21 protein-coding genes are annotated in these 19,011 nt (G+C 59.3%); 9 read left to right on the top strand and 12 right to left on the bottom strand.

Annotated features, from left to right (window positions below):
• The first annotated feature begins 41 nt into the window (after positions 1-41).
• The 3 genes from ACYZT6_RS14395 to ACYZT6_RS14385 all read left to right on the top strand — a co-directional run bounded on the left by ACYZT6_RS14395 (position 42) and on the right by ACYZT6_RS14385 (position 1,413).
• The gene (locus tag ACYZT6_RS14395; protein ID WP_462027468.1) at positions 42-350 is read left to right on the top strand and encodes an RcnB family protein; all 309 of its coding nucleotides are present in this window, start codon (positions 42-44) and stop codon (positions 348-350) included.
• Between the two features lie 100 nt (positions 351-450).
• The gene (locus ACYZT6_RS14390; RefSeq protein ID WP_462027467.1) at positions 451-936 is read left to right on the top strand and encodes a hypothetical protein; all 486 of its coding nucleotides are present in this window, start codon (positions 451-453) and stop codon (positions 934-936) included.
• Between the two features lie 138 nt (positions 937-1,074).
• On the top strand, positions 1,075-1,413 hold the full coding sequence (locus ACYZT6_RS14385) for an FKBP-type peptidyl-prolyl cis-trans isomerase (protein ID WP_462027466.1): 339 nt from the start codon (positions 1,075-1,077) through the stop codon (positions 1,411-1,413).
• A 104-nt stretch (positions 1,414-1,517) separates the two neighbouring features.
• On the opposite strand, the gene ACYZT6_RS14380 is transcribed toward ACYZT6_RS14385, so the two are convergent.
• The 4 genes from ACYZT6_RS14380 to ACYZT6_RS14365 form a co-directional block, all read right to left on the bottom strand.
• On the bottom strand, positions 1,518-1,853 hold the full coding sequence (locus tag ACYZT6_RS14380; RefSeq protein WP_462027465.1) for a hypothetical protein: 336 nt from the start codon (positions 1,851-1,853) through the stop codon (positions 1,518-1,520).
• Positions 1,854-1,992: 139 nt separating this feature from the next.
• Complete coding sequence (locus ACYZT6_RS14375) at positions 1,993-2,082, bottom strand: hypothetical protein (protein WP_462027464.1); 90 nt, start codon at positions 2,080-2,082, stop codon at positions 1,993-1,995.
• Positions 2,083-2,096: 14 nt separating this feature from the next.
• Entirely contained in the window at positions 2,097-2,474 is a 378-nt protein-coding gene (locus ACYZT6_RS14370) for a DUF6124 family protein (RefSeq protein WP_462029952.1), read from the bottom strand.
• A gap of 369 nt (positions 2,475-2,843) precedes the next feature.
• Complete coding sequence (locus ACYZT6_RS14365; RefSeq protein WP_462027463.1) at positions 2,844-3,875, bottom strand: D-cysteine desulfhydrase family protein; 1,032 nt, start codon at positions 3,873-3,875, stop codon at positions 2,844-2,846.
• Between the two features lie 116 nt (positions 3,876-3,991).
• Between ACYZT6_RS14365 and ACYZT6_RS14360 the strand changes: the two genes are divergently transcribed.
• Positions 3,992-4,873 carry a LysR family transcriptional regulator gene (locus tag ACYZT6_RS14360; RefSeq protein ID WP_462027462.1) on the top strand — a complete coding sequence of 294 codons (882 nt, stop codon included), beginning with the start codon at positions 3,992-3,994 and terminating at the stop codon, positions 4,871-4,873.
• A gap of 154 nt (positions 4,874-5,027) precedes the next feature.
• Here the strand turns inward: ACYZT6_RS14360 and ACYZT6_RS14355 are convergent, their stop codons facing one another.
• Complete coding sequence (locus tag ACYZT6_RS14355) at positions 5,028-6,140, bottom strand: cytochrome P450 (RefSeq protein WP_462027461.1); 1,113 nt, start codon at positions 6,138-6,140, stop codon at positions 5,028-5,030.
• 82 nt (positions 6,141-6,222) lie between these two features.
• On the opposite strand from ACYZT6_RS14355, the gene ACYZT6_RS14350 reads away from it, so the two are divergent.
• The 3 genes from ACYZT6_RS14350 (at position 6,223) to ACYZT6_RS14340 (ending at position 9,107) form a co-directional block, all read left to right on the top strand.
• Complete coding sequence (locus ACYZT6_RS14350; RefSeq protein ID WP_462027460.1) at positions 6,223-6,972, top strand: ArsR/SmtB family transcription factor; 750 nt, start codon at positions 6,223-6,225, stop codon at positions 6,970-6,972.
• Positions 6,973-7,053: 81 nt separating this feature from the next.
• Positions 7,054-8,274: a putative DNA modification/repair radical SAM protein gene (locus ACYZT6_RS14345; protein WP_131062763.1), complete on the top strand. Its 1,221-nt coding sequence runs from the start codon at positions 7,054-7,056 to the stop codon at positions 8,272-8,274.
• Positions 8,271-9,107, top strand: coding sequence for a TIGR03915 family putative DNA repair protein (locus tag ACYZT6_RS14340; RefSeq protein WP_462027459.1), 837 nt, complete (start codon positions 8,271-8,273; stop codon positions 9,105-9,107). Before ACYZT6_RS14345 ends, ACYZT6_RS14340 begins: the two co-directional genes overlap by 4 nt.
• A 53-nt stretch (positions 9,108-9,160) precedes the next feature.
• On the opposite strand, the gene ACYZT6_RS14335 is transcribed toward ACYZT6_RS14340, so the two are convergent.
• The 5 genes from ACYZT6_RS14335 to ACYZT6_RS14315 form a co-directional block, all read right to left on the bottom strand.
• Positions 9,161-10,180, bottom strand: coding sequence for a branched-chain amino acid aminotransferase (locus tag ACYZT6_RS14335; protein WP_462027458.1), 1,020 nt, complete (start codon positions 10,178-10,180; stop codon positions 9,161-9,163).
• Positions 10,181-10,481: 301 nt separating this feature from the next.
• Entirely contained in the window at positions 10,482-11,864 is a 1,383-nt protein-coding gene (lpdA, locus tag ACYZT6_RS14330; protein WP_462027457.1) for a dihydrolipoyl dehydrogenase, read from the bottom strand.
• Between the two features lie 3 nt (positions 11,865-11,867).
• A complete protein-coding gene (locus ACYZT6_RS14325; RefSeq protein WP_462027456.1) occupies positions 11,868-13,139 on the bottom strand; it encodes a dihydrolipoamide acetyltransferase family protein in 1,272 nt (423 codons plus the stop codon).
• The gene (locus ACYZT6_RS14320) at positions 13,140-14,198 is read right to left on the bottom strand and encodes an alpha-ketoacid dehydrogenase subunit beta (RefSeq protein WP_462027455.1); all 1,059 of its coding nucleotides are present in this window, start codon (positions 14,196-14,198) and stop codon (positions 13,140-13,142) included.
• Position 14,199: 1 nt separating this feature from the next.
• Positions 14,200-15,435, bottom strand: coding sequence for a thiamine pyrophosphate-dependent enzyme (locus tag ACYZT6_RS14315; protein ID WP_461954435.1), 1,236 nt, complete (start codon positions 15,433-15,435; stop codon positions 14,200-14,202).
• A 186-nt stretch (positions 15,436-15,621) separates the two neighbouring features.
• On the opposite strand from ACYZT6_RS14315, the gene bkdR reads away from it, so the two are divergent.
• A complete protein-coding gene (gene bkdR / locus ACYZT6_RS14310; protein ID WP_008005367.1) occupies positions 15,622-16,110 on the top strand; it encodes a Bkd operon transcriptional regulator BkdR in 489 nt (162 codons plus the stop codon).
• A 186-nt stretch (positions 16,111-16,296) separates the two neighbouring features.
• Here bkdR and ACYZT6_RS14305 read toward each other — a convergent pair whose 3' ends face one another.
• The gene (locus ACYZT6_RS14305; protein WP_462027454.1) at positions 16,297-17,160 is read right to left on the bottom strand and encodes an MBL fold metallo-hydrolase; all 864 of its coding nucleotides are present in this window, start codon (positions 17,158-17,160) and stop codon (positions 16,297-16,299) included.
• A gap of 162 nt (positions 17,161-17,322) precedes the next feature.
• Here ACYZT6_RS14305 and ACYZT6_RS14300 point away from each other — a divergent pair, with 162 nt between their 5' ends.
• Positions 17,323-18,126 carry a sulfite exporter TauE/SafE family protein gene (locus tag ACYZT6_RS14300; protein WP_462027453.1) on the top strand — a complete coding sequence of 268 codons (804 nt, stop codon included), beginning with the start codon at positions 17,323-17,325 and terminating at the stop codon, positions 18,124-18,126.
• A gap of 25 nt (positions 18,127-18,151) precedes the next feature.
• Here the strand turns inward: ACYZT6_RS14300 and copD are convergent, their stop codons facing one another.
• Positions 18,152-19,009 carry a copper homeostasis membrane protein CopD gene (gene copD / locus ACYZT6_RS14295; RefSeq protein ID WP_462027452.1) on the bottom strand — a complete coding sequence of 286 codons (858 nt, stop codon included), beginning with the start codon at positions 19,007-19,009 and terminating at the stop codon, positions 18,152-18,154.
• Positions 19,010-19,011: the final 2 nt, after the last annotated feature.

The raw sequence follows: 19,011 nt of genomic DNA, 5'->3' as shown, positions 1-19,011 counted from the left end.
AGTCGGAGTTCAGGTGTCACGAATTTACTGGAGGTTCATCGATGAACAACAAGACCCTTATCGCCAGCCTTGCCCTCGTCGCAGGCCTCGCCGGTATCAGCCCCATCGTTCAGGCGGATGATCCCCCCGCAAAAACCGTCCAGCCCGGAGTCAACAACGCCCGCCAACTGGTGGTCGGTGACCGCGCCCCGGACATTTACCAGCGCAGCGAAAAAGCCCTGGGCGACTGGAAAGCAAAAGGCCTGAAAGAGCCAAAGGAACAGGCGCAGTGGGTGCAGATCAATGACAAGTACATGATGGTGATGGTGACCAACGGGACGATTGTGGATATCACGCCGATAGAGCGTTAGGCCGCCAGCAACAATTAGCCATGGAAGGCTGATTGAAATCGTCCGCTGCTCCGGTAAAGATCGGCGGCGACTTTGTTGACTGGATGTCAGGAGTTATTCGTTGGGAAAGAAACCTCTCTACCGTAAGGTCAATACTCGCACGTGGGGTGTTCGGCACAACGATCACACGGGTGAATACCGCCATCAACGCCATACAAAAGCGGAAATGAGCAGCGATGCACTGCGCGGTTCGATGCATGGAACCCGTCGGTATGGGTACGATTACACGCCGCTATACAAGTTTTTACTGTCCAGAGTCGGTGAGCGTTGGGACGAAGTTTTCAGTGAGGCGGTCGCTCGGCTTGATCGACCTGAGCCGGTTTTCTGGATAGTTGCTTTACATGAAAGTGAGCAGCAGGATTTCGTCAGGACAGATGAGGCCAGCTACTTCAGCGGCTTGTTCGTCGATGATCAAGGCTTGCTCGCCATAGTCGCGCCTGAGTTGACTGCCGAGAACATGGCCACTTTCTGCCGCTGCTGCAGCCATAGCTTCAACGGCATTCCTTACGGGCAACCGGTTGAGCGCAGTGCCATCGTGTCGTATTGACCCGAGTGCCTTGGTGTTGCTTATCTTAGTTGACGTTAATTCTGAAAACCGTACCGAATGAGTTGCCAATGGCGCACATTTCTGGGAAAACGGCGCCCATTGGGCCCTGTCGGGTGAGAGAACAATAGAGTGAACGTGATGAATGATGAATTGCAGGTAATCGATCTTGAAATCGGCGACGGCAAAGCCGCCGTCAAAGGCGCGCTGATCACCACCCAGTACCGCGGCTGGCTCGAGGACGGCACCGAATTCGATTCTTCCTACAGCCGTGGCAAACCTTTCCAGTGTGTGATCGGCACGGGGAGGGTGATCAAGGGTTGGGATCAGGGGATTATGGGCATGCAGGTGGGCGGCAAGCGCAAGTTGCTGGTGCCGGCGCATTTGGCTTATGGCGAGCGGACGATGGGCAAGATCACGCCGAATTCGAACCTGATTTTTGAGATTGAATTGCTGGAAGTGCTGACGCGGGATGAATGATTTGTTGGGTGTGAACTGGAATGGCGAACCCCGCCATCTCTGTTAGAAGAAATGGTGGGGTTTCTATGTGTTGGGAGGGTGATTTCTGGTTTTGATTTAGCGAGTCAGGTGAACATTTCAATATCGTCGACCGTGTCAGCAACTGTAGCTTCAAGTGCAGGAAATTTTCTTTTTACGAAATCAAGGGCAGGCATCACAGCATGCATTTCAAGCTCTCCGAGTCTGCGGGCTACGTGGCCAAGTGCGGTGATTGCTGCCGCGGCCACCGACTGAGTGCCACTCTCGAGATGTTTCAGGCAAATAGTCTGAGCCCAGGCACTGTCTTTCTCATTTAATCCGATGGAAATCAGCGCGGTGACAATGTTCTTTTCTGAGCCGCTATCAAAGAGACGGACTGCTTCGTCATGGCTAATCGACGGATCGTGGTAGATAAGACTCACTTTTTTGCTCCCAGAATGTCTGATCTTTGAGATTGAATTGCTGGAAGTGCTGACGCGGGATGATTGATTGGCGCGTGGGTTGAGATGGCACATGCGGCGAGGGAGCAAGCCCCTCGCCGCAGTTAAACAGTTTTCCCCACTATTCCCGCAGTCCTATGAAGAGGTCCAGGTCAGTCGGTAGCTGCACATTGAGCGCTTTAGCGGTTTGTTGTGTTTGCTCGGCGGTCAATAAACCGATTCCCGCTAGCCTTTCGGATCGATGTTATCCAGCGCCCGGTTTACCGCCAGTTCGCCCAGCATGACGACCTGCGCAATCCCCAGCGCCTTGTTGCGATGCGGACCTTCCAGAAGGTCGGCGAAGTCGCTGAGCATCACGCTGGCGGAGGCCATGGATTCGCAAGCATTGGCCAGCAGGCTTTCGCTGTCCATGTCGGGGGCGACCATGAACATGGTGCTGGGTTTGCGCGGGGTTTTGGCTTCTTTCAGGGCCGCGGGGTTGAGGTAGTGATCGAGGGCGCGCTCGGCGGCTTCGTGGAGTTTTTTTGAATCGAGGGATTCGTAGGGGGAGGCCGGGTCTGTATCGGTTTCTGATTCAGGGGGATTTGGTGTTTCTTTAATCATCATGATGCTCCTTGGTCCATTAGGAGCTGCCAACATCACTTGCAGATGATGGGGTGGCAGCTATGCGCGGGTCTGCAAGACCGGGGAACCAGGAACCCGGCAGACCCGAAAGTCTCCCGCGCAAAGCCGCCATCAAAGCGGACACAAAAAAGTGTCCTTTTGGCAACGCTATGCGAATAGTTCCGTCGGGCTTGCAGACCCGATCACTGATGAGCAGTGACAGGAACCAAGTTACCGACGAGCCCCAAGGCGCACAAGCCGGCGGATTCTGGCGCAGTTGTAGGCAAAGGCGCAAGGTAACGTAGCCTCTTGCGACAGTTACAAATGATGTAGTGATCAAGCGGCAAAACACCCCGCTATGACGTGTGTTCAGATCTGAAACGTCTCCCGATACGCATACAATCCTGGCGTTCCGCCCGTCATCACAAACAGGACATTGTCCCCGCGCTGAAAGCGCCCTTGCCTGATATCACTCAACAACCCGGCGAAAGCCTTTCCGGAATACACCGGATCAATCAACAAGCCTTCAGCCCGAGCCATCAGGCGCACCGCGTCCAGCATGGCGGTCGTCGGCAGACCGTATCCGTCGCCCAGCTGACTGCCATCAATGACTATCTCTGAAGCCTGAACGACCGCGTCACTACCCAGCAACGCCAGCGCGTCCTGAGTCAATCGTACGGTTCTGTCCGCTGACGTTTCCTGATCAGACAAGACCGAATACGACTTGACGATCGACGTCCCCCGACCCAGCAATTGAAACCCTGCGGCGAGCCCGGCGTGGGTGCCAGCACTGCCATTGGGCACTACAACCTGCTTAAAGTTGATGCCCAGCTCCGTTTCCTGCTGCGCAATCTCCGCTGCACAGCGCGCATAACCGAGGCTGCCCAGCGGCGTTGAGCCCCCGGTCGGTATCACCAACACTTTGCGACCGGCTTCCCGAAGTTGAGCGGCCCGTTTCTCGGCCTCGGCCAGTGAATCGCTCCCCCCTGCAAGCACCCGTATTTCAGCGCCGAACAACTGATCGAGCAGGACGTTTCCGTTCAGCTCGTAGTCCACTTCGGATTTGGGCAACGACCGGGTCAGGATCAATTCGCAGGCAAGGTCCAGACGGGCACACACGGCGGCGGTCAGGCGCGCATGGTTGGACTGGAGGCCGCCGATGGTAATGATCGTGTCGACCCCGGCCGCGAGCGCCGCGCCAAGGTGGAATTCGAGTTTGCGCAGTTTGTTGCCGCCACCACCGATCAACATGTGATCATCGCGCTTGAGAAACAGGCCGATGCCCTGTGCCTTCAAACCCAGCAGCTGTTCCAGGCGTTCGGCCCGTTGAATCGGCGTGGGACCTTGCAGCAGATCTGCCCGTGCAAAAGAACTCAGTGACGTGTCCAGTAGGGTTTGCATCAATGGCGCCTCGTTATGCACTTTATTAAAGTGACTCTAGGGACAAAGTCCCGGGTGATAAACGCATCGCCGGTTATTACTCCTTTAACCTGATGTATCGAATGCAAGGCAGGGTGATGAGAAAACTCAGGCAAATGGAAGTCTTCGTCGCGGTTGTCGAGGCGGGCAGCTTCGCCGATGCGGCCAACGCAGTCGGCATGTCGGCGGTCATGGTCGGGCGGCATATTCAGAGCCTGGAGAAAACCCTCAATACTCAGCTGATTCAGCGCACCACCCGGCGGCAATCCATCACGGGCGAGGGGCGCTTGTTTTACGAAGAAGCCAAACTGGCGCTGGAACAAGTGAAGTACGCCTTCAGTCGGGTGGAAGCGTCCAGCCCTGAGCCCAGCGGCCTGCTGCGAATCACCGCGCCGATGAGTCTCGGCGTTTCCCTGGTCGGGCCTTTGGTGGCCGAATTCATGCAGCATTATCCGCAGATCCAGGTCGAGCTGATTCTGAACAATGAAGTGGTGGACTTGTACGAAACGTCCTTCGATCTGGCGTTCAGGATTTCCGAACTGATCGGCGTGAATCTGCTGGCCACGCCGTTGCCGCCGTATCGGATGGTGATCTGCGCCTCACCGCGGTATCTGGAGAAATGGCAGGAGCCCCAGTGCCCCGAAGACCTGCACCGACATAGGATTCTCACCCATACCTCCTGGAACAACCGGTTTGCCTGGCCGCTGAGAAACGGCGCCAGTGAAGTGCCCTGGCCTGAGAGCGCGGTGTTGAAGAGCAATGATGGTCAGGTGCTGCTGCAGGCTGCGGTGGCCGGAGAGGGGATTTTGATGCAGCCTGACTTTCTGGTGTCGGCGGCGTTGGCCAAAGGGGAACTGGTTCGGATCATGGATGCTTATGTTCCGCCGCCCAAGCCGGTGCAGATGGTTTATCCGCGCTCCCGGAAATCGCTGCCCAAGTTGCAAGCCTTTGTCGACTTTGTAGCGGATCGACTGGGGTGACAGGGCAGATTTGCGGATTCAGATGATGTGGCGGTGTTAGGTCGTCATCGCGGGCAAGCCCGCTCCCACAGAGGATCTCCAGTGAACACAATAGTTGTGAACGACAAAGAATCCTGTGGGAGCGGGCTTGCCCGCGATGAACGATGACGCGGTGTTACGGCAAGTCGTTAAAGACCGGAATACGCCCGTTCAGTGAAGGCCGGTACTTCCACGCCAATCGATCCAGCGCAGGTTGAGGCGCCAGAATCTCGCTCAACGTGGCACTGGCAATCCCCAACGCCAGCATTTGTCCCGGACATTGATGTCGCCCGGCGCCAAACGTAAAACTGCGCCGATGCGGGCGATCCAGAGTAAAGGCGTCGGGACTGTCATTGAGGTGCGGGTCCCGATTGGCCGAAGCTAGCAGCACCAGAATTACATCGCCTGAATTGAGGTTTACTCCTTCGATTTCGCAGGGTGCCACGACAAACCGGCGGGTGTTCTGCACCGACGGGTCGAAGCGTTGAACTTCTGCAATCAAGTCGTCAACGCGCGTCGAATCACGCAGTAATGCCCGGTTTCGAATCAACGCCACTATCGCGTTTCCAATCAACCCGGCGGTGGCTTCATACGTCTGGGAGAACAGCCCGATCAGATTGGCAATCAGCGTTTCAGTGTCGCCGGCGAAGCGTGACCGAATCCCGGCGAGCAGCGCGCTTTTGTTGTCCAGATCATCCAATAGCTCAACAAAGTAACCCCTCAACTGTTCCGCCGCTGCATGAGAAATCTTCAGTTGTGCCTGATCACTCAGCGGCGACAGGCACGCCACGAAATCCGCCGTCAGCTCACTGATCGCCCGGCCCTGAGCCGGCGAGAACCCCAACAACGCCGCCACCACGCAAACCGGCCCGCGAAACATGGCGTTGTACAACCCATCGGTATCCGGCGTGATCAACCGCGCGGCCACCAGTGCATTGACTTCGTTCTCATCAATCAGCGCCAACCCCGGCTGAATCGCCGACCTCGGGCAACGCTGACGTTCACCCTCATTCATGCGCATCAATTGCCCAAACACCTTGCCGGCCAGCCCGCCGACAATCGCTTTGGGCACAGGCTCAGCAGCCGGCCGAACGTGACAATCCGGATGCGCCAGCACCGCCGCAACGGCTCGGGCGCTACTCGCCACCCACAGGTTCAGTCCTTGATGAAACACCAGCCCACCCTCGGCGCGCAGTTGGGCGTAATAGGGATAGGGGTCAGCATGAGTCGCAGCGATGATCGGGTCCATGGGTCGCAGCCTTGTTCGTGGTGGGGAAAGTGTTGCTACTATCTCCAGTTCGAAAGGGCCTTGATTCGTCCGGGAGCGAAATATGAACGTTGAACACCACGACATCGGCGTCTCTCAAGTGGCCGCGGCCATCGCGGAACCGGCCCGGACGAAAATCCTCTGTTCGCTGATGGACGGCCACGCCCGCACCAGCACCGAGCTCGCGGCGATTGCCGAAGTCAGTGCCTCCACCGCTAGCGCGCACCTGGCCAAGCTCAAGGACTTGGCGCTGCTGCGTTTGCACGTGCAGGGCCGCCATCGCTATTACAGCCTTGCGGACAAACGCGTGGCCCAGGCACTGGAAGCGTTGATGGTGATCGGCCAGAACTCCGCGCCGACCTTCAATTCGCGAACGCCGGATCGCCTGCAATTCGCCCGCACCTGTTACGACCACATGGCCGGGACGCTGGCGGTGCTGTTGCATGACCGGATGCTGGAAAAAGGCTGGTTGCTGGAAACCGACGAGCAGGTTTATCGCCTGAGCGACAGCGGCGAGGCGTTGATGCAAGGGCTGGGCATCGAGGTCAACGACCTGAACACCTTGCGCCGCCGCTTTGCTTGCCCGTGCCTGGACTGGAGCATGCGTCGGCCACATTTGGGTGGTTCGCTGGGGGCGGCGTTGTTGCAAGCGGCGATCAAGCGCAAATGGGTGACCCAGGATCTGGACAGCCGGGCGCTGGCGTTGACGGCATTGGGGCGCAAGGAACTTGGCGCACGGTTCGACCTGACGCTGCCAGATGTGCAGCCTGTCCGGGCACAGCGCCAAACTCTGCCCGCGCATGATGTGATCTGACCCGACCAAGGGTTCGTTGATGGCTTGTGCCTTGGAGGTCGACCCTATACTGTATATCCACACAGTAATAGGCGTGCCCCCATGGAACTCATCGACAAACTCAGCATTCTCGCCGACGCCGCCAAGTACGACGCGTCTTGCGCCAGCAGTGGTGCGCCGAAGCGTAGTTCCGAGGGCAAGAGCGGCCTGGGCTCGACCGACGGCATGGGCATTTGCCACAGCTACACACCGGACGGGCGCTGTGTTTCTTTGCTGAAGGTGCTGCTGACCAATTTCTGTCTGTACGACTGCCAGTATTGCGTCAATCGACGTTCCAGCGACGTGCCACGCGCACGCTTCACGCCGGAAGAAGTGGTGACGCTGACCATGGATTTCTACCGGCGCAACTGCGTCAGCGGGTTGTTTCTCAGTTCCGGGATCATTCGCTCGGCGGACTACACCATGGAGCAACTGATCCGCGTGGCCAAATTGCTGCGCGAAGACCACGAGTTCCGCGGTTACATCCACCTCAAGACCATTCCCGAAGCCGACCCGGCGCTGATCGAGGAAGCGGGGCGCTATGCCGATCGCTTGAGCGTGAACATTGAACTGCCCACCGACGCCAGCCTGCAAACCCTGGCCCCGGAGAAACAGCTGGGCTCGATCAAGCAAGCGATGAAGACCATCTATACCGGCGTACAAACCGTACTCAATGAACCCCGCGCACCGAAATTTGCCCCGGCCGGGCAGAGCACGCAAATGATCGTCGGTGCCGATGACACCGATGACAGCACCATTCTGCACAGTGCCCAGGCGCTGTACGGCAACTTCAGTTTGCGTCGGGTCTATTACTCGGCGTTCAGCCCGATCCCCAACAGCCCGAAAAGCGTGCCGCTGGCCGCGCCGCCGCTGATGCGTGAACACCGCTTGTATCAGGCGGACTTCCTGTTGCGCAGTTATGGCTTCACCGCTGGCGAGCTCTTTAAGGGGCCCGGGCACCTGGCGCTGGATATAGACCCGAAGTTGGCGTGGGCGCTGGAGAATCGCGAGGTGTTCCCGCTGGACCTCAATCGCGCCGATGCAGCGTTGATCGCGCGCATTCCCGGCATCGGCCTGCGCACCACCGAGCGGCTGGTGGAGCTGCGCCGTCAGCGACGCATTCGCTACGAAGATCTGGCCCGAATGCGCTGTGTGTTGGCCAAGGCCAAGCCGTTCTTCATTACCAGCGACTACCACCCGCAGCAGGCCGAGGTCACCAGTCATTTGCTGTATCAGCAATTGCGCGACCGGCCACAGCCGCAACAAATGGGGTTATGGGGATGATCAGTCTGGATTGCGACGACCTGTTCGACACCTGGCGCCAGCAGGCACGCTGGCTGCTCAGTCATGAGGTGGACCCAAGCCGGGTGAGTTGGGCCAATGAAGGCGTGCCCGATCTGTTCGCCAGTGACGATGCGCCCCCCCAAACCCAAGGGCCATTTCAGGCTCGGATACCGCGAACGCTGCTGGACACCCTTGAGCGCGCTGCCCGTTATCGCGGTGATCAACGCTGGAGCCTGTTATACGAAGTGCTGTGGCGGGTCAGTCATGGTGACCACACCGCGATGCTGGCGGGGGACAAACTCGGCAGTGAATTTCATAGAAGAATCAAACAGGTACAGCGTGAAGCTCATCATTTACATGCATTTGTACGCTTTGTGGCGATGCCTGAAGGCAAGGGGCCAGAGTACGTCGCCTGGCATGAACCGGCCCACGACATCCTGCACAGTGCCAGTGAACATTTTGTCGGGCGCATGGGCCGGCATCGCTGGTTGATTGCCACGCCCAGGGATGGGGTTTACTACGATGGCGAGCAGTTGATCCACCAACGCCGGTGCCCGATTGAATGGCAGCATCTGGCACAAAACGTCGACGACCCGCATAGCGACATGTGGTTGACCTATTACAGCCACATCTTCAATCCGGCGCGCCTGAACCCGAAAGTCATGCAGGGGCATTTGCCAGCCCGCTTCTGGAAAAATCTGCCTGAGGGGGCGCTGATTCCGGGGCTGATCACCCAGGCACGCACGGGTAAGCAGCAAGATGGCCAGGCGAGCGGAATCAAGGGCAGGGGCGGTAAACGTATTGCGCGGGCAGACGCCGATCATCGCTCATAAAAAAGCCCCCCATCGCCATAGCGATGGAGGGCTTCGATGCAGCAGGGGTCAGATCAAACCTTGACGATCCAGCCCGCTGGCGCTTCGATGTCGCCAGTCTGTACACCGGTCAGCTCTTTGTAGAGCTTCTGGGTGACCGGGCCGACTTCGGTTTCGCTGTGGAACACGTGCAGGTGGTCGTTGTAGCTGATGCCGCCGATCGGGGTGATCACGGCAGCAGTACCGCAAGCGCCGGCTTCCTTGAAGTCGGACAGCTTGTCGATGAACACGTCACCTTCAACCACTTCCAGGCCCAGACGCGATTTGGCCAGCTCGATCAGCGACAGACGGGTGATGCCCGGCAGTACCGACGGCGAGTTCGGCGTGATGAACTTGTTGTCGTGGGTGATCCCGAAGAAGTTGGCCGAGCCGACTTCTTCGATTTTGGTGTGGGTCATCGGGTCCAGGTAGATGCAGTCGGCGTAATGCGCCTTCTTGGCCTGGGAACCTGGCATCAGGCTGGCCGCGTAGTTGCCACCAACCTTGGCTGCACCGGTGCCTTGTGGGGCGGCGCGGTCGTAGCTGGAGATCAGGAAGTTGTGCGGGGTCAGGCCACCCTTGAAGTAGGCGCCGACCGGAATGGCGAAGATCGAGAAGATGAACTCAGGTGCGGTACGCACGCCGATGTTGTCACCCACGCCGATCACGAACGGACGCAGGTACAGCGCGCCGCCGGTGCCGTAAGGCGGGATGAAACGCTCGTTGGCACGAACCACTTCTTTGCAGGCTTCGATGAACTGCTCGGTTTCCACGAACGGCATCAGCAGGCGTGCACAGCTGCGTTGCATGCGCAATGCGTTCTGATCCGGGCGGAACAGATTGATCGAACCGTCCTTGCAACGATAGGCCTTCAGGCCCTCGAAGCATTGCTGGCCATAGTGAAGGGCAGTGGAGCCTTCGCTGATGTGCAGCACGTTGTCTTCGGTCAGGGTGCCTGTGTCCCACTCGCCATTACGCCAGTGCGACAGATAGCGCTTGTCTGTCTTGATGTAGTCAAAACCCAACTTGTCCCAATTGATGCTTTCGTTACCCATGACACCCTCTATCACTTAACAACCGCCGAAACGGTTCAAGGCTTCTGACGTTTTTCTGGATGGGGACAACAATACTTCATTCCGGGCCCAATTCGCAGCCCGCAATTCGATCTCTGCGACCATCGACGCAACCCGATGTAGCAGCTGTCGAGCACCGCGAGGCAGCGTTCGGCGGCGTAGCCGTCGTATTCCGGCAGTCTCGGTATGCCTGTAAGCATGCGCTGGCAGGTTTTGCGACGACTTCGTCGCCGGACGCTGCCTCGCGGTGCTCGTCAGCTGCTACAGGGTTTTGCGTGTGGTTTTAGAGGTGCAGCGCATGCCCCAACGCACGCAAAGCCGCTTCTTGCACCGCCTCGCCGAGCGTCGGATGCGCATGGATGGTGCCGGCAATGTCTTCCAGCCGCGCGCCCATTTCCAGGCTCTGGCCGAACGCCGTCGACAACTCCGAAACGCCCACACCCACCGCTTGCCAGCCGACAATCACATGATTGTCACGCCGTGCCACGACGCGCACGAAGCCGCTTTTGGATTCCAGCGTCATCGCCCGGCCGTTGGCCGCGAACGGGAAGCTGGAAACGATGCAGTCCAGGCCCGCAGCCTTGGCGTCGTCCGGGGTCTGGCCGACGACCACCAGTTCCGGGTCGGTAAAGCACACGGCAGCGATAGCGGTCGGGTTGAACTCGCGGGACTTGCCGCTGATCAGTTCGGCAACCATTTCGCCCTGAGCCATGGCCCGGTGCGCGAGCATCGGTTCGCCGCTCAGGTCGCCGATGGCGTACACGTTGCGCATGCTGGTCTGGCAGCGATTGTCGATCTTGATCGCCGAGCCGTTCATGTCCAGGTTCAGCGCTTCAAGATTCCAGCCTTGGGTGTTCGGCTTGCGACCGACGGCCACCAGCACCTGATCCGTTTCCAGGTTCAGGGTATCGCCACCCGGCTCAAGAACTTGCAGTGTATTGCCAGCAGAATCAAAGCCTTGGACGCTGTGCTTCAAGTAAAGCTTCACGCCGAGTTTTTTCAGTTCGTCGTGTACCGGCTGGGTCAGTTCGGCATCGTAGGCCGGCAGAATGCGATCCTGCGCCTCGACCACGCTCACGTCAGCGCCCAGTTTGCGATAGGCAATCCCCAGCTCCAGACCGATGTAACCGCCACCGACCACGACCAGCCGTTTTGGCACGGACGTCGGCGCCAGGGCTTCGGTGGAGGAGATGATCGGCCCGCCAATCGGCAGCATCGGCAGGTTCACGCTTTTCGAACCGGTCGCCAGCACCAGGTGCTCGCACTGGATCCGCGTGTCGCCAACGTCAACGGTTTTGCCGTCGATGACTTTGGCCCAGCCTTGAATGACCTGGATTTTGTTCTTTTTCAGCAGGGCCGCGACGCCGGTGGTCAGGCGATCGACAATGCCATCCTTCCACTCGACGCTCTTGTTGATGTCGAGGGTAGGCGCGGACACGCTAATGCCCAGGGCTGAGTGTTGGCTGTGGTGTTGCGTCTGGTGGAACTGTTCGGCGACGTGAATCAATGCCTTCGACGGAATGCAGCCGATGTTCAGGCACGTACCGCCCAGTGATTCGCCTTCCACCAGAATGGTCGAGATGCCCAGTTGGCCGGCACGAATCGCCGTCACATAACCGCCAGGGCCGCCACCGATGATCAGCAGCGTGGTATTGAGAGATTGCATGCCTTACTCCACAAACAGGGTGGCGGGTTGTTCGAGCAAGCCGCGAACGGCCTGGATGAATTGCGCCGCGTCCATGCCATCGACCACACGGTGATCGAAGGAGCTGGAGAGGTTCATCATCTTGCGAATCACGATCTGGCCTTTGACGACCATCGGGCGTTCGACGATTTTGTTGACGCCGACGATCGCCACTTCCGGCAGGTTCAACACCGGCGTGCTGACGATGCCGCCCAACGCGCCAAGGCTGGTCAGGGTGATGCTCGAGCCGGACAGCTCATCGCGGTTGGCCTTGCCATTACGCGCGGCAGTGGCCAAACGGGAGATTTCCTGAGCGTTGTCCCACAAGCTGCGGGCTTCGGCGTGACGCACCACCGGGACCATCAAGCCGATGTCGGCTTGCGTAGCGATGCCCACGTGGACAGCACCTAGGCGAGTGATGACCTGGGCTTCGTCGTCGTAACGGGCGTTGATCTGCGGGAAGTCGCGCAGGGCGACGACCAGGGCGCGGACCAGGAATGGCAGCAAGGTCAGCTTGCCACGGGTCGCACCGTGTTTTTCGTTCAGGTGCGCGCGCAGTTCTTCCACGGCAGTCACGTCGATTTCTTCGACATAACTGAAATGCGCGGCGCGTTGCGTGGCGTCCTGCATGCGCTGGGCGATCTTGCGGCGCATGCCGATCACCGGGATTTGCTCTTCGTCGTTACGCTGGGCGTAAGCGGCGGCCACGGTCGATTGCGGTTGCTGACCCTGGGCCAGATAAGCGTCGAGGTCTTCGTGCAGCACGCGACCGGCAGGGCCGGTGCCACGGACCAGGCGCAACTGGATGCCGAGGTCCAGCGCATGTTTGCGCACGGCCGGGGAGGCCAGCGGGCGTTCGTCGGCTTCGCGAGCCACCATCGGGCCTTGGCAAACGGCCGCTCGTGGCGCTGCAGCCGCGACCGGCTTGCTTGCCACCACGGCTTCAGCTTTAGGGGCTGCAACCGGCGCTTCTTTAACAGGTGCAGGCTGAGCAGACTCTTTAACGTTGCCCGCACCTTCGACTTCGATGCTGATCAGGATGCTGCCAACTGCCATGACCTCGCCCGGCACACCGCCCAGCGCAATCACCTTGCCATGCACCGGCGAAGGGATGTCGACCATCGCCTTGTCGGTCATCACATCGGCCAGCACCTGATCTTCGACGACCATGTCGCCGACCTTGACGTGCCACACCGACAATTCAACTTCTGCAATGCCTTCACCAATGTCCGGCATCTTAATAACGTGCGTGCCCATTCAGACCTCCATGACCCGTTTCAAAGCCGCGCCCACTCGGGACGGACCAGGGAAATACGCCCACTCTTGCGCGTGTGGGTAGGGAGTGTCCCAACCGGTGACGCGTTCGATCGGCGCTTCCAGGTGATGGAAGCAATGCTCTTGCACCAGGGCGACCAGTTCGGCGCCGAAGCCACACGTGCGGGTCGCTTCGTGAACGATCACGCAGCGGCCGGTTTTTTTCACCGACTTGACGATGGTCTCAAGGTCCAGCGGCCACAGGCTGCGCAGGTCGATGACTTCAGCATCAATGCCGGTTTCTTCCGCGGCGACTTGCGACACGTAAACGGTGGTGCCGTAGGTCAGGATGGTCACTTCTTTGCCCGGACGGGCGATGGCGGCAACGTCCAGCGGCACGGTGTAGTAACCGTCCGGGACTTGTGCAGCCGGGTGTTTCGACCAAGGGGTTACCGGACGGTCGTGGTGGCCATCGAACGGGCCGTTGTACAGGCGTTTTGGCTCGAGGAAGATCACCGGGTCATCGTTTTCGATGGAGGCGATCAGCAGGCCTTTGGCGTCGTACGGGTTGGACGGCATGACCGTGCGCAGGCCGCAGACCTGGGTGAACATCGCTTCGATACTTTGACTGTGGGTCTGGCCGCCGTAGATGCCGCCGCCGCAAGGCATGCGCAGGGTCATCGGCGCGGTGAACTCGCCGGCCGAGCGATAACGCAGGCGCGCGGCTTCGGAAATGATCTGGTCCGACGCCGGGTACACGTAATCGGCGAACTGAATCTCGGCCACCGGACGCAGACCGTAGGCACCCATGCCCACGGCGACGCCGACGATGCCGCTTTCGGAGATCGGTGCATCGAACACGCGGGAGGTGCCGTATTTGTTCTGCAAGCCTTCGGTGCAGCGGAACACGCCGCCGAAGTAGCCGACGTCCTGGCCAAACACCACGACATTGTTGTCACGCTCAAGCATCACATCCATGGCCGAGCGCAGGGCCTGGATCATGGTCATGGTGGTCGTGGTCATGGCGGTTTCCGGCTGAATATTGTTGTTGTGATCGTTCATGTCAGATCCCCAACTCTTGACGCTGGCGCTTCAAGTGCTCCGGCATCTCTTTATAGACGTCTTCGAACATGGTCGCGGCGCTCGGAATCTGGCCACCGGCGAGGGTGCCGTACTGCTCGGCTTCTTTTTGCGCGGCAATCACTTCGGCTTCCAGTTCGGCGCTGACGGCGACGTGTTCTTCTTCAGACCACTGACCGATCTTGATCAGGTGCTGTTTCAGGCGCGCAATCGGGTCGCCCAACGGGAAGTAGCTCCAGTCGTCGGCAGGACGGTATTTGGACGGATCATCAGACGTGGAGTGCGGGCCGGCGCGGTAGGTGACCCATTCGATCATGGTCGGGCCGAGGTTGCGGCGGGCGCGTTCGGCGGCCCAGGCAGAGGCCGCGTAGACCGCGACGAAATCGTTGCCGTCGACCCGAAGGGAGGCAATACCGCAACCGACGCCACGACCGGCGAACGTAGTGGCTTCACCCCCGGCAATCGCCTGGAACGTCGAGATCGCCCACTGGTTGTTGACCACGTTGAGGATCACGGGCGCACGGTAAACGTGGGCGAAGGTGAGGGCGGTGTGGAAGTCGGATTCAGCGGTGGCACCGTCGCCGATCCACGCCGAGGCGATTTTGGTGTCGCCCTTGATCGCCGACGCCATGCCCCAGCCCACACCCTGTACGAATTGGGTGGCGAGGTTGCCGGAAATAGTGAAGAAGCCGAAGTCTTTGACCGAGTACATGATCGGCAGCTGACGGCCCTTGAGCGGATCACGCTCGTTGGACAGCAGTTGGCAGATCAGGTCCACCAGCGGCACGTCTCGCGCCATCAGAATGCTTTGTTGGCGGTACGTCGGGAAGCACATGTCATCGACGTTCAACGCCAGGGCCTGGCCGCTGCCGATGGCTTCTTCGCCAAGGCTCTGCATGTAGAACGACATTTTCTTCTGACGCTGGGCGACCACCATGCGGTTGTCATAGATCCGCGTCTTGAGCATGGCGCGCATGCCTTTACGCAGGATCTCGGCGGGTACGCCTTCAGCCCATGGACCGAGGGCATTGCCCTGGTCGTCGAGCACGCGAATCAGGCCCTTGGCCAGATCGGCGGTGTCGGCCGGTTCAACGTCGATTGGGGGTTTGCGCACCGTGCCAGCGTCGGTCAGACGCAGGTAGGAGAAGTCGGTTTTGCAGCCAGGACGGCCCGATGGTTCGGGAACGTGCAGTTGCAGCGGTTCGTACGCTTGGTTCATGGCTTCTACGCTCGATCTTGTGAATTTCTTGTAGTGAGCTGACCGTCATTCCACGTGTTATGGAAATCTTGTCCTACAAACATCATAGGCCCGGCGCAGAAGAATATTTATCTCTGTTTCATTGCGCTGGAGATCATTTGAGGATAAAAAATCTGCATAAACATAAAAAACAGGTGGTTTTGTCTCATGCGCAAACTGGACCGTACCGATATCGGCATTTTGAACAGCCTTCAGGAGAACGCGCGCATCACCAACGCTGACCTCGCACGCTCGGTCAACCTGTCGCCGACGCCATGCTTCAACCGGGTCAAGGCGATGGAGGAACTGGGGCTGATTCGCGAGCAAGTGACCCTGCTGGACGCCGACCTGCTGGGGCTGCACGTGAATGTGTTCATTCATGTGAGCCTGGAGAAACAGGTGGAAGAGGCGTTGCAGCATTTCGAGGAAGCGATTTCGGATCGCCCGGAAGTGATGGAGTGCTATTTGATGGCGGGGGACCCGGACTATTTGATCCGGGTGCTGGTGCCGACCATTCAGTCGCTGGAGCGCTTCATGATGGACTTCCTCACCAAAGTCCCCGGCGTGGCGAACATCCGCTCAAGCTTTGCGCTCAAGCAAGTGCGCTACAAAACCGCACTGCCATTGCCGGCCAACGGCCTGACCCTCAACAACTAAACACAAGTCCCCTGTAGCAGCTGTCGAGCACCGCGAGGCAGCGTTCGGCGGCGAAGCCGTCGCAAATCCTGCAACCGGGTTCCTTCAGGCACACCGCAGACGCAGCCTCGCGCTGCTCGACAGCTGCTACGGAGGTGGGAAGTTCAAGTTTTGATGATCGTTCCCACGAGTGAGAACGATCAAGCGTCAGAGTTTATTCAGGGGGATTTTCAGGTAAGTCACGCCATTATCTTCCGCCGGTGGCAAATTCCCCGCCCGCACATTCACCTGAATCGCCGGCAGCAACAGCGTCGGCATGCCCAACCCGGCATCGCGTTGGGTGCGCATGGCGACGAACGCCGCTTCATCGATGCCGTCATGAACGTGGATGTTGCTTTGACGCTGCTCGCCCACCGTGGTCATGCATTGGGATTCGCGGCCTTCGGGCGGGTAGTCGTGGCAGACGTAGAGCCGAACGGTGGCGGGGAAGGCCAGCAGTTTGTGAATCGAGGCGAACATCTGGTTGGCGTTGCCGCCGGGGAAGTCGCAACGGGCGGTGCCCACGTCCGGCATGAACAAGGTATCGCCCGCCAGGATCACATCACCGTCGATCAAATAAGCCATGTCTGCCGGCGTGTGGCCGGGCACATGCAGGGCCGTGGCCTTGAGGTTGCCGATCATGAACGACTCGTCCGGCGCGAACAGATGGTCGAACTGTGAACCATCACTGCGAAACTCCGGCTCAAGGTTGAACAGGGTCTTGAACACGCCCTGAACCTTGCTGATCGACTGGCCGATGGCGATTTTGCCACCCAGCTCCCGACGCAGATACGGTGCGGCGGACAGGTGATCGGCATGGGCGTGGGTTTCCAGCAGCCATTGCACGTGCAGCTGATGGTCGCGAACGAAGGCGATGATTTTATCGGCTTGGGTGGTAGCGGTGCGCCCAGCGGCGTGGTCGTAGTCGAGGACCGGGTCGACGATGGCGCATTGACCGCCATTTCCTTCGTAGATCACATAGCTGTAGGTCGACGAGGCAGGGTCTAGAAAAGCTTCAATCAAGGCAGGCATGGTGGCCGTTTTCATTCAGGACAAGCCATGAGGGTAGTTTCATTTTCCCTGTGCTGACCAGCCCTGCGTTAATTGATGAAGGAAAAAATCCGCACGGGCTCTATCCTGTCAGTCATCGATACCGGGCGTTCCCGGCTTTTTTTCGCGGATCACGAGCGTTTTATGTTGTTGGCAAGTTTTTTTGGGGTGGTGATGGGCCTGGTCCTTGGATTGACCGGGGCAGGTGGCGGCATTCTTGCGGTGCCGGCTCTGGTCTTGGGGCTGGGTTTGACCATGACCCAGGCCGCGCCGGTGGCGTTGTTTGCGGTGGGCAGTGCGGCAGCGGTCGGGGCCATTGATGGTTTGCGCCATGGTCTGGTGCGGTATCGCGCAGCGTTGCTGATCGCGCTGCTTGGGGCGGTTTTTTCGCCGGTCGGCATCTACTTCGCCCATCAGTTGCCGGAAAAAATCCTGATGATCCTGTTCAGTCTGCTGATGGTCATGGTGGCCTGGCGGATGTTGCGTCGTGAACGCCAGCAAGAAGAAGGGCCGAGCGACCACGGCCACGCCAACTGGGGCCAGAAAAACTGCATGCTCGATCAGCAGACCGGGCGATTTTCCTGGACCGCCAAATGCACCGCGACCCTCGCGGCACTGGGTGCGGTCACCGGCGTTGTCTCTGGTCTGCTTGGGGTGGGCGGCGGCTTTCTGATCGTCCCGGCTTTCAAGCAACTGACCGATGTGCAGATGCGTGGCATCGTTGCCACTTCGTTGATGGTGATCAGCCTGATATCGGCCATCGGGGTGATCGGAGCGTTTCATGCCGGGGTCAGGATTGACGCATTGGGTGTGGCGTTCATCATCGCCAGCATCGTTGGTATGATCATTGGCCGACAGATTTGCGCCAGGGTGCCGGCGCGGGCACTGCAGGTTGGGTTCGCCAGTGTTTGTCTGATCGTCGCGCTGTACATGCTGGCTAGAGCCTGAGTTTGTCTTTGCCGAAGTATCGGTTTCAGCTCACGATCATCGGAGGCATGGTGCCCAGCAGGGAAACCGTCGCAACCGCAGCCATCCCCAACAACCATTCCACAATCACGCTGGTTTTCAGCGTCGCCAGGCGTTGCTCACACTCCTTGATCCGCAACCGATTGAACAACGCCAACCCCAGCATCATCGCCACCAACGCAACCTTGATAAGCAGAATCAACGCAAACCCGGACAGCAACGGCGTCGGCCAGAACTGCCCGGTGAGGACGCGTACGTTGATCAAACCGCTCACCAGCAATCCGGCGACCAAGGCATAACCGACTCCACTAAAACGCAGCAGTATTGCGCGAGCGGTATGGCCTGCCGGTTGCCGCAAGATCATCACCAACAGCATCAACCCGCCCAGCCAGGCGCCGACGCAGGTCAGGTGAATGATTTGATTGAGGATCAGCAATTGGCCTTGAAGGCCATCGAGCATGGCGCCGTGACCAACCGGGGCGAGGGTCGTCAACAGCAGGCTCGCGAGGCCGATCCGCAGGGGATTGCTGGAGCGCAAAGGCGTCAGCAGCAGCGCCACCAACAGAACATTGAACAGCAGATGCCAGCGCCAGACCTGACCGAAAAACGTATTGCCCAGGACCAGCTGCAGGGTCGACGGATCGAATGCCGCGTCCCAGGTCCCCGCCATGCTGGCGGTGATTAGCAGCAACCAGCAGACGCCAGTGACCAGCGCCACCGCCGCGAGCAATCGGGTCACTTGCGCCAGCGGCTGATCCAGCGCCGTGTCACGGCCTAAAAGCACAGGCCTGAACACCCAGGCTCCGAACAGCATCAGCACCACGGTGAAATGCAGAAAGCGGCACAGCACCATCGCGCTGGTCATGA

This window comes from Pseudomonas sp. RT6P73 (assembly GCF_054897715.1).
The sequence above is the reverse complement of the archived record's forward strand: the minus strand, read 5'-3'. Positions and strand labels throughout refer to the sequence as shown.

Bases quoted from the DNA above. Each gene is read 5' to 3' on its own strand.
- ACYZT6_RS14395 (WP_462027468.1), top strand. From the start codon at position 42: ATGAACAACAAGACCCTTATCGCCAGCCTTGCCCTCGTCGCAGGCCTC.
- ACYZT6_RS14385 (WP_462027466.1), top strand. From the start codon at position 1,075: ATGAATGATGAATTGCAGGTAATCGATCTTGAAATCGGCGACGGCAAA.
- ACYZT6_RS14370 (WP_462029952.1), bottom strand. From the start codon at position 2,474: ATGATTAAAGAAACACCAAATCCCCCTGAATCAGAAACCGATACAGAC.
- ACYZT6_RS14365 (WP_462027463.1), bottom strand. From the start codon at position 3,875: ATGCAAACCCTACTGGACACGTCACTGAGTTCTTTTGCACGGGCAGAT.
- ACYZT6_RS14360 (WP_462027462.1), top strand. From the start codon at position 3,992: ATGAGAAAACTCAGGCAAATGGAAGTCTTCGTCGCGGTTGTCGAGGCG.
- ACYZT6_RS14355 (WP_462027461.1), bottom strand. From the start codon at position 6,140: ATGGACCCGATCATCGCTGCGACTCATGCTGACCCCTATCCCTATTAC.
- ACYZT6_RS14350 (WP_462027460.1), top strand. From the start codon at position 6,223: ATGAACGTTGAACACCACGACATCGGCGTCTCTCAAGTGGCCGCGGCC.
- ACYZT6_RS14345 (WP_131062763.1), top strand. From the start codon at position 7,054: ATGGAACTCATCGACAAACTCAGCATTCTCGCCGACGCCGCCAAGTAC.
- ACYZT6_RS14340 (WP_462027459.1), top strand. From the start codon at position 8,271: ATGATCAGTCTGGATTGCGACGACCTGTTCGACACCTGGCGCCAGCAG.
- ACYZT6_RS14335 (WP_462027458.1), bottom strand. From the start codon at position 10,180: ATGGGTAACGAAAGCATCAATTGGGACAAGTTGGGTTTTGACTACATC.
- lpdA (WP_462027457.1), bottom strand. From the start codon at position 11,864: ATGCAATCTCTCAATACCACGCTGCTGATCATCGGTGGCGGCCCTGGC.
- ACYZT6_RS14325 (WP_462027456.1), bottom strand. From the start codon at position 13,139: ATGGGCACGCACGTTATTAAGATGCCGGACATTGGTGAAGGCATTGCA.
- ACYZT6_RS14320 (WP_462027455.1), bottom strand. From the start codon at position 14,198: ATGAACGATCACAACAACAATATTCAGCCGGAAACCGCCATGACCACG.
- ACYZT6_RS14315 (WP_461954435.1), bottom strand. From the start codon at position 15,435: ATGAACCAAGCGTACGAACCGCTGCAACTGCACGTTCCCGAACCATCG.
- bkdR (WP_008005367.1), top strand. From the start codon at position 15,622: ATGCGCAAACTGGACCGTACCGATATCGGCATTTTGAACAGCCTTCAG.
- ACYZT6_RS14305 (WP_462027454.1), bottom strand. From the start codon at position 17,160: ATGCCTGCCTTGATTGAAGCTTTTCTAGACCCTGCCTCGTCGACCTAC.
- ACYZT6_RS14300 (WP_462027453.1), top strand. From the start codon at position 17,323: ATGTTGTTGGCAAGTTTTTTTGGGGTGGTGATGGGCCTGGTCCTTGGA.
- copD (WP_462027452.1), bottom strand. From the start codon at position 19,009: ATGACCAGCGCGATGGTGCTGTGCCGCTTTCTGCATTTCACCGTGGTG.